The following is a 6237-nucleotide window of genomic DNA, read 5'->3' as shown; positions in this document are numbered from 1 at the left end:
AAGAGGGGGGGGGGGGGGGGGTCTCTAAAGGGGGGGTTTTCCTTGTCGTGTTTGGGGGCCGGCCACCCCGGGCGCGCACAAATCCCCCCGGGTGTGAAAGGCCTCATGGCGCGACCGTTTGGCCGGGTGTTGGTCACCCCCGCCACACGCACGCCTGTTCCTACAGCCCTCCCCGCGACCCGATGCTCTCCACCCTGCCCCTGCTGCTGGCCCTGGCCAGCGCCCCGACCGCCGCCGCGCCCGTACAGGACCCGGCGCAGCAGGTCGCGCGCCGCGCCGTGCAGCAGGGCCGCTACGTGCCATTGGAAAGCGTGGTGCGCGATGCGCTCAAGCGCTTTCCGGGCCAGCTGCTGGAAGTGGAGCTGGACGACGGCGTCTACGAAGTGGAGATCCTGCGCGGCGACGGCGTGGTGGTGGAGCTGGACTATGATGCGCGCAGCGGAAAGCTGCTGAAGACGGAGCTCGACGACTGATGCGCATCCTGTTGGCCGAAGACGATGCCGCACTGGCACAGCGCCTGGTACCCCTGCTGGAACAAGCCGGCTACGTGGTGCAGGTGGTCGCCGACGGCCGCCAGGCCGAGGAGATCGGCCAGATCGAAGACCTGCAGGCGGCCATCGTCGACTTGGGCCTGCCCGGGCTGGACGGGCTGAGCGTGATCGAGCGCTGGCGCGGCAACGGCCGCAGCTTTCCGGTGCTGGTGCTGACCGCACGCGGGCGCTGGCACGACAAGCTGGCCGGCTTCGATGCCGGCGCCGACGACTACCTGACCAAACCGTTCCAGGCCGACGAACTGGTGCTGCGGCTGCGCGCCCTGATCCGCCGCAGCCACGGCCACGCCAGCCCGCGCCTGCACTGTGGCCCGCTGCAGCTGGACGTCAACGCCGGCCGCTTCGAACTGGACGGGCAGGCGCTGCCCCTCAGTCCGCAGGAGTTCCGCCTGCTCAGTTACTTCATCCACCACAGCGGGCAGGTGATCGGCCGCGACCGCCTGGGCGAACAGGTATTCGACGGCGGCCACGACCCGGACTCCAACGCGCTGGACGTGTTGCTCGGGCGGGTGCGCCGCAAGCTCGGCATCGATCTGATCCAGACCGTGCGCGGCCAGGGCTGGCGGCTGGCCGCGCCGTGAGCCGGCAACCGTCGCTGCGACGGCGCCTGCTGCTGGCTGGCGGCGCCGGCCTGCTGTTGGTTTCGCTGCTGGCCAGCGCGCTGCTGGGCGAACTGTTCAAGCGCAGCGCGCGTGACCGCCTCGACCACGAACTGCAGCAGGACATGCTGACCCTGCTGGCGCAGGCCGAAGTGGATGCGGACGGACAGCTGCGCCTGCGCCAGGAACCGAATGACGCGCGCTTCCAGCGCGTGTTCTCCGGTGCCTACTGGCAGATCGCCGGTGCCGATGGCCGCGTGCTGCTGCAGTCGCGCTCGCTGTGGGATGAAACCCTGCCGGCGCCGGCTACCGGGCCGGCCACGCGCAACCTGCCCGGACCGCTGCAGCAATCCCTGCGCGCACGCGTGCAGCAGGTGCGCCTGCCACGCGCCAGCGAACCGTTCGTGGCCGTGGTCGCCACCGACCGCAGCGCGCTGGATGCGGATGTGGCCGGGTTCCGCCAGCGCACTGCCATCGCGCTGGGCGTGCTGGTCGCGGCCTGGCTGGCGGTGCTGGCCAGCCAGGTGCACTTCGGATTGCGTCCGCTGCATCGCCTCGGTGCGCAGCTGGAACGGGTACGGCGCGGCGACGCGCAGCGCATCGATACGCAGGAACTGGGCGCGGAGGTCGCACCACTGGGTGAAGAACTCAACGCGCTGCTGGACCACCAGCAACGCATGGTCGCGCGTGCGCGCACCAGTGCACAGGATCTGGCGCATGCGCTGAAGACCCCACTGAGCGTATTGGCCACCGAAGCTGACGGCGACGGCACGCACTGGCGTGCCACCGTGCGCGAGCAGAGTGCGCGCATGCAGGCCAGTGTCGACCGTTACCTGGCCGCAGGACTGGCTGCCGACCATCGCCAGCGCACCGACGTGGCGGCCGTCGCACAGGCGATGTGCCGGCTGATGGCACGCGTGCATGGCGAACGTGGCATCACATTCACGGCGGCAGGCATCGATCCGGCGCTGCAGTTCGCCGGTGCCAGTGCGGATCTGGAAGAGATGCTGGGCAATCTGCTGGACAACGCCGGGCGGTGGGCGCAACAGCAGGTGACTGTCGGAGCGGAAGCCAGCGATGGGCAGTTACGCATCGAAGTGCGTGACGACGGCCCGGGCCTGGCCACGGACGCGCTGTCACAGGTCACACAACGTGGTGTACGCCTGGATGAGCGCGAAGGCAGCAGCGGTTTGGGCCTGGCGATCGTGGGCGATATCGCCGCCAGTTATGGCGGGCGCTTGGCGCTGGAAAATGCGCAGCCCGGCCTGCGTGCGACGTTGTGGTTGCCGGTGGGGTGAAGCACCGCTGCGCACGCCGGGCGCCGCCCGGCGCTACCGGTTCACCCGCCCTCGGTAGGTGTCGACCTTGGTCGACACGCATCAGAAGCGCCGACCAAGGTCGGCATCCACCAGAGCAGTCCGTCAGTTCCGTCCGCCATCGTGCCCCGGTAGGTGTCGACCTTGGTCGACACGCATCAGAAGCGCCGACCAAGGTCGGCATCCACCAAAGCAGTCCGTCAGTTCCGTCCGCCATCGTGCCCCGGTAGGTGTCGACCTTGGTCGACACGCATCAAAAGCGCCGACCAAGGTCGGCATCTACCAAAGCAGTCCGTCAATTCCGTCCGCCATCGTGCCCCGGTAGGTGTCGACCTTGGTCGACACGCATCAAAAGCGCCGACCAAGGTCGGCATCTACCAAAGCAGTCCGTCAGTTCCGTCCGCCATCGTGCACCCGGTAGGCGTCGACCTTGGTCGACACGCACCAAGCATCAACGGTGATGCATCCACCAGCAATCAATCGCGTCCAGCACGATGTGGATGATCAAACCGATACCGAACAACCGCGTTTTCTTCGGCACGCACAGCCCTGCATAGACCGCAATCGCCGGTGCAGTGTGCAGCGGGTGGAAACCGATGCTGCAGCGGTTCGGTGCGTAGATCGGGTCGGCCAGCAGATGGTCCAGGTCGATGATCCAGCCCAGCAGCATCAGCAGCCACGCCGAGGCGAAGCGCTTGCGCCAGAACAGCCATGCCAGCAACGCTGGCACGGCGGCATGCAGGAACAGGTGGAAGATCGCGCGTGCACTCATCGGCAACGGTAGCGCCGGGCAAACCCGGCGCCGTCCATCAGATCAGCGGTTCGTCGGACAGGTAGGTGTAACCGGTCAGGCCGGCTTCCAGCGCTTCCGACAATTCCTGCGCGCGTTCCGGCGACAGCTGCGCCTCGGCCACGCGCTGCGCATAGGTCGCACGCAGTTCGTCCAGGCGGTAACCCACGTAATCCAGCATCACGTCGGTGGTGTCACCACGGCGCTGCTGGGTGATGGCGTAGCCATCGGCATCAGCCAGCACTTCCACCGCGTCGGTATCGCCGAACAGGTTGTGGATGTCGCCCAGGATTTCCTGGTAGGCGCCGACCATGAAGAAGCCGATGCGGTAGCTCTCGCCCGGCTTCATCTTGTGCAGCGGCAGCGAGCTGTCCAGGCTCTCGTTCTCGACATAGGTTTCCACCATGCCGTCCGAGTCGCAGGTCATGTCGGCGATGATGCCGCGGCGGTCCGGGGTTTCGTCCAGGCGCTCGATCGGCACGATCGGGAACACCTGGTCGATCGCCCATACGTCCGGGATCGATTCGAACACGCTGAAGTTGACGAAGTACTTGTCGACCAGGCGCTCGTTCAGTTCGTCCAGCACCGGGCGGTGGCTCTTCTCGTCATAGCTCAGGCGCGCACGCACGCCGTGGGCGATGGCGTAGAACAGATCGTCGATGCGCGCACGCTGCGGCAGGTCGATCTGGCCCAGCGCGTAGCTGGCCAGGCCTTCGGCATGGAAATGCTGCGCTTCCTGGAACAGTTCCACCGCCGGGCGCACGTCCAGCTCGTCGTGGATCTCGCGCAGGTGGCGGATCGCCGCCGGTTCGTCGTCGTGCTGGTCCGGCACGCGGCCTTCCTGCGCCTCTTCCACTTCCGAGACGTTGGCGATCAGCACCGCGTGGTGCGCAGTCATCGCGCGGCCGCACTCGGTGACGATGCGCGGCGGGGTCAGGCCAAATTCTTCGCAGGCATTGGCCAGCGGCTGCACGATGTTGCTGGCATAGGAATGCAGGCCGTAGTTGATCGAGCAGAAGCTGCGCGAACGGGTGCCTTCATAGTCCACGCCCAGGCCACCGCCCACATCGACGTGGGTGATCTTCGCGCCCAGGCGCGACAGCTCCACGAAGTAGCGGGTGGCTTCGCGCATGCCGTTGGCGATGTCGCGTACGTTGGAGATCTGCGAGCCCATGTGGAAGTGCAGCAGGTTCAGGCAGTCGGCGTACTCGGTGTCACGCAGCGACTTCCACAGGTCCAGCAGCTGGCGCGGCGACAGGCCGAACTTGGCCTTGTCGCCACCGCTGTTCTGCCACTTGCCGGCGCCCAGCGAGGCCAGGCGCATGCGCACGCCCAGGCCCGGCTTCACGTCCAGCGCCTTGGACTCTTCCAGCACCAGCTTCAGCTCGGACGGCTTCTCGATGACGATGAAGGTCTGCAGACCCAGCTTGCGGCCGATCAGGGCCAGGCGGATGTACTCACGGTCCTTGTAGCCATTGCAGACGATCAGGCCACCCGGGCGCGACAGCGCCAGCACGGCCATCAGCTCGGGCTTGCTGCCTGCTTCCAGGCCGAAGCCCTCACCGTGGTGGCTGGCCAGGGTGCCGGCCACGCCGCGGGTCTGGTTGACCTTGATCGGGTACACGGCGGTGTAGCCGCCGCTGTACTCCCAGTCCTGCTGGGCCTGGCCGAAGGCCGCCTGCAGCTTGCCCAGGCGCTGGCCGAGGATGTCCGGGAAGCGCACCAGCAGCGGCAGCTTGGCACCGGCCGCGCGCGCCGCATCGACCACCTTGGGCAGCGACACCACCGGGCCGTCCGCCCCGGTCGGTCTCACCACCATGTGCCCGGCCTGATCCACGTCGAAGTAACCGTCCGCCCAATGCGGGATCGAGTAGGTCTTGCGGGCTTGGTCGAGGGACCAATCGGTCATTTCAGTCGGCCTTGTTGGCAATAAAAGGGGGGGCATGATAACGCCTATATGCCCACAGGTTCGTTATCATGCGCGCCCGCGCCCGTGACAGGTTCCAACCTGAACAGGCCGATCCGTCCGGATGTGGCATCTGTGCCACGCGGCCCCGCCCGCCAGCCCGGCTTCACCCCTCCGAACAGGACTGTTTTCAATGACTGACAGCAACAACTGGTACATCGAACACTTCGAGCGCACCGGCTCGGCCATCGGCTACCGCATCACCGGCAAGCTGGACGAGGTGCAGTCGCCGTTCCAGAAGATCGAGATCTTCCAGACCACCGACTGGGGCAACCTGATGACCATCGACGGGGCCATCATGCTGACCAGCAAGGACAACTTCTTCTACCACGAGATGATCAGCCACCCGGTGCTGTTCACCCACGCCGCGCCCAAGCGCGTGGTGATCATCGGTGGCGGCGACTGCGGCACCCTGCGCGAAGTGCTCAAGCACAAGGGCGTGGAGAGCGTGACCCAGTGCGATATCGACGAGCAGGTCACCGTGATGGCGCGCAAGCACTTCCCGGAACTGTGCGACTCCAACGACGACGCCCGCGCCGAGCTGCTGTTCGACGACGGCGTGGCCTACATGGCCAACTGCCCGGCCGGCAGCGTGGACGTGGTGATCGTCGACTCGACCGACCCGGTCGGCCCGGGCGAAGGCCTGTTCAACAAGGCCTTCTACGAGAGCTGCTTCAAAGCCCTGAAGGACGACGGCATCCTGGTGCAGCAGTCCGAGTCGCCGCTGATGCAGCTGGACCTGATCAACGAAATGCGCACCGAGATGGGCAAGGCCGGCTTCGGTTCGTTCAAGACCCTGCCGTTCCCGCAGCCGTGCTACCCCACCGGCTGGTGGAGCGTGACCATGGCGCGCAAGGGCGACAGCAGCTTCGACTTCCGCCAGGCCGACTCGGCCGCCAAGACCTTCAACACCCTGTACTACACCGCCGCGCTGCACACCGGCGTGCTGGTGACCCCGCCGTTCGTGCAGGCTGCACTGAAGTAAGGCGTGCCGACCAACGGTCGGCACCCACCC

At 66.9% G+C, this 6237-nt stretch carries 6 protein-coding genes; 4 read left to right on the top strand and 2 right to left on the bottom strand.

All coding sequences use genetic code 11. From position 1 onward, the window contains the following. Positions 1-182 precede the first annotated feature (182 nt). The 3 genes from EKL94_RS12475 to EKL94_RS12465 are packed head-to-tail and all read left to right on the top strand — an operon-like array spanning position 183 to position 2448. Positions 183-473, top strand: a complete 291-nt coding sequence (locus EKL94_RS12475; RefSeq protein WP_126929348.1) for a PepSY domain-containing protein — start codon at positions 183-185, stop codon at positions 471-473. Next, positions 473-1132, top strand: a complete 660-nt coding sequence (locus tag EKL94_RS12470) for a response regulator transcription factor (RefSeq protein ID WP_126929347.1) — start codon at positions 473-475, stop codon at positions 1130-1132. Before EKL94_RS12475 ends, EKL94_RS12470 begins: the two co-directional genes overlap by 1 nt. Next, positions 1129-2448, top strand: coding sequence for a sensor histidine kinase (locus EKL94_RS12465; RefSeq protein ID WP_126929346.1), 1320 nt, complete (start codon positions 1129-1131; stop codon positions 2446-2448). The genes EKL94_RS12470 and EKL94_RS12465 overlap by 4 nt, the downstream gene beginning before the upstream one ends. Positions 2449-2917: 469 nt before the next feature. Here the strand turns inward: EKL94_RS12465 and EKL94_RS12460 are convergent, their stop codons facing one another. Next, on the bottom strand, positions 2918-3238 hold the full coding sequence (locus tag EKL94_RS12460) for a DUF6122 family protein (protein WP_005411369.1): 321 nt from the start codon (positions 3236-3238) through the stop codon (positions 2918-2920). Between the two features lie 37 nt (positions 3239-3275). Further along, positions 3276-5165 (bottom strand): arginine decarboxylase, encoded by a 1890-nt coding sequence (gene speA, locus EKL94_RS12455; RefSeq protein WP_126929345.1) that lies wholly within the window; start codon positions 5163-5165, stop codon positions 3276-3278. A gap of 190 nt (positions 5166-5355) precedes the next feature. Between speA and speE the strand changes: the two genes are divergently transcribed. Beyond that, positions 5356-6207 (top strand): polyamine aminopropyltransferase, encoded by an 852-nt coding sequence (gene speE, locus EKL94_RS12450; protein ID WP_049403786.1) that lies wholly within the window; start codon positions 5356-5358, stop codon positions 6205-6207. The last annotated feature ends 30 nt before the right edge of the window (positions 6208-6237 follow it).

It is taken from the genome of Stenotrophomonas maltophilia, from assembly GCF_003970865.1.
Taxonomy (GTDB): Bacteria; Pseudomonadota; Gammaproteobacteria; order Xanthomonadales; family Xanthomonadaceae; genus Stenotrophomonas; species Stenotrophomonas maltophilia_AR.
The sequence above is the reverse complement of the archived record's forward strand: the minus strand, read 5'-3'. Positions and strand labels throughout refer to the sequence as shown.

What these genes read in the sequence shown, in the direction of transcription:
- speE (WP_049403786.1), top strand. Translation starts at nt 5,356, where the DNA reads ATGACTGACAGCAACAACTGGTACATCGAACACTTCGAGCGCACCGGC.
- EKL94_RS12460 (WP_005411369.1), bottom strand. Translation starts at nt 3,238, where the DNA reads ATGAGTGCACGCGCGATCTTCCACCTGTTCCTGCATGCCGCCGTGCCA.
- EKL94_RS12470 (WP_126929347.1), top strand. Translation starts at nt 473, where the DNA reads ATGCGCATCCTGTTGGCCGAAGACGATGCCGCACTGGCACAGCGCCTG.
- speA (WP_126929345.1), bottom strand. Translation starts at nt 5,165, where the DNA reads ATGACCGATTGGTCCCTCGACCAAGCCCGCAAGACCTACTCGATCCCG.
- EKL94_RS12475 (WP_126929348.1), top strand. Translation starts at nt 183, where the DNA reads ATGCTCTCCACCCTGCCCCTGCTGCTGGCCCTGGCCAGCGCCCCGACC.